We start from the raw sequence: 1193 nt of genomic DNA on the forward strand, positions 1-1193 counted from the left end.
TACTTGATGATCTCGGAGATCGTGCCCGCGCCGACGGTACGTCCACCCTCACGGATGGCGAAGCGCAGACCCTTCTCCATCGCGACCGGCGTGTGCAGCGTGATCTCGAGCTGGATGTTGTCGCCCGGCATGCACATCTCGGTGCCGGTCGGCAGCTTCGCCGAACCCGTCACGTCCGTGGTGCGGAAGTAGAACTGCGGGCGGTAGCCGTTGAAGAACGGCGTGTGACGGCCGCCCTCTTCCTTGCTCAGAACGTAAACCTCGCCCTTGAACTCGGTGTGCGGCTTGATCGAACCCGGCTTGGCCAGAACCATGCCGCGCTGTACCGCTTCCTTCGCCACGCCGCGCAGCAGTAGACCCGCGTTGTCGCCCGCCAGACCCTCATCGAGCTGCTTCTTGAACATCTCGACGCCGGTGCAGACCGTCGCCTGCGTGTCGCCAAAGCCGACGATCTCGCAAGCCTCGCCCACCTTGACCTTGCCGCGCTCGATACGGCCCGTGACCACCGTGCCGCGGCCCGAGATCGAGAAGATGTCTTCGATCGGCATCAGGAACGGCAGGTTCACCGCGCGCTCCGGCTGCGGAATGTACTTGTCCACAGCGTCCATCAGCTCGTCGATCTTGGCCTCCCACTGGGCTTCGCCGTTCAGCGCGCCGAGTGCCGAGCCGCGGATGATCGGGGTGTCGTCGCCGGGGTAGTCGTACTTCGAAAGAAGCTCACGAACCTCCATCTCGACCAGCTCGATCAGCTCCTCGTCCTCGACCGCATCGCACTTGTTCAGGAACACGACGATGTACGGAACGCCGACCTGACGCGCGAGCAGCACGTGCTCCTTGGTCTGGGGCATCGGACCGTCGGTCGCCGCGACCACCAGGATCGCGCCATCCATCTGCGCCGCGCCGGTGATCATGTTCTTGATGTAGTCGGCGTGGCCCGGGCAGTCGACGTGCGCGTAGTGACGGTTCGGCGTCTCATACTCGACGTGCGAGGTCGCGATCGTGATACCGCGCTCACGCTCTTCCGGAGCGTTGTCGATCGTGTCGAACGAACGGAAGGTGTTGTTCGGGTTGTGCTTCGACAATACCTTCGTGATCGCAGCCGTCAGCGTCGTCTTGCCATGGTCGATGTGACCAACGGTTCCGATGTTTACGTGCGGCTTAGACCGGTCAAACTTTTCCTTGCCCATGTTGCT

At 63.0% G+C, this 1193-nt stretch carries 1 protein-coding gene; it reads right to left on the reverse strand.

Going from position 1 to position 1193, the window contains the following annotated elements:
• Nucleotides 1-1187 (reverse strand): elongation factor Tu (gene tuf / locus CHB87_RS21700; RefSeq protein ID WP_089410554.1); only part of this gene is annotated, 1187 nt, incomplete at its 3' end.
• Nucleotides 1188-1193: the final 6 nt, after the last annotated feature.

It is taken from the genome of Granulicella rosea, from assembly GCF_900188085.1.
In the GTDB taxonomy this organism is placed as follows: Bacteria; Acidobacteriota; Terriglobia; order Terriglobales; family Acidobacteriaceae; genus Edaphobacter; species Edaphobacter rosea.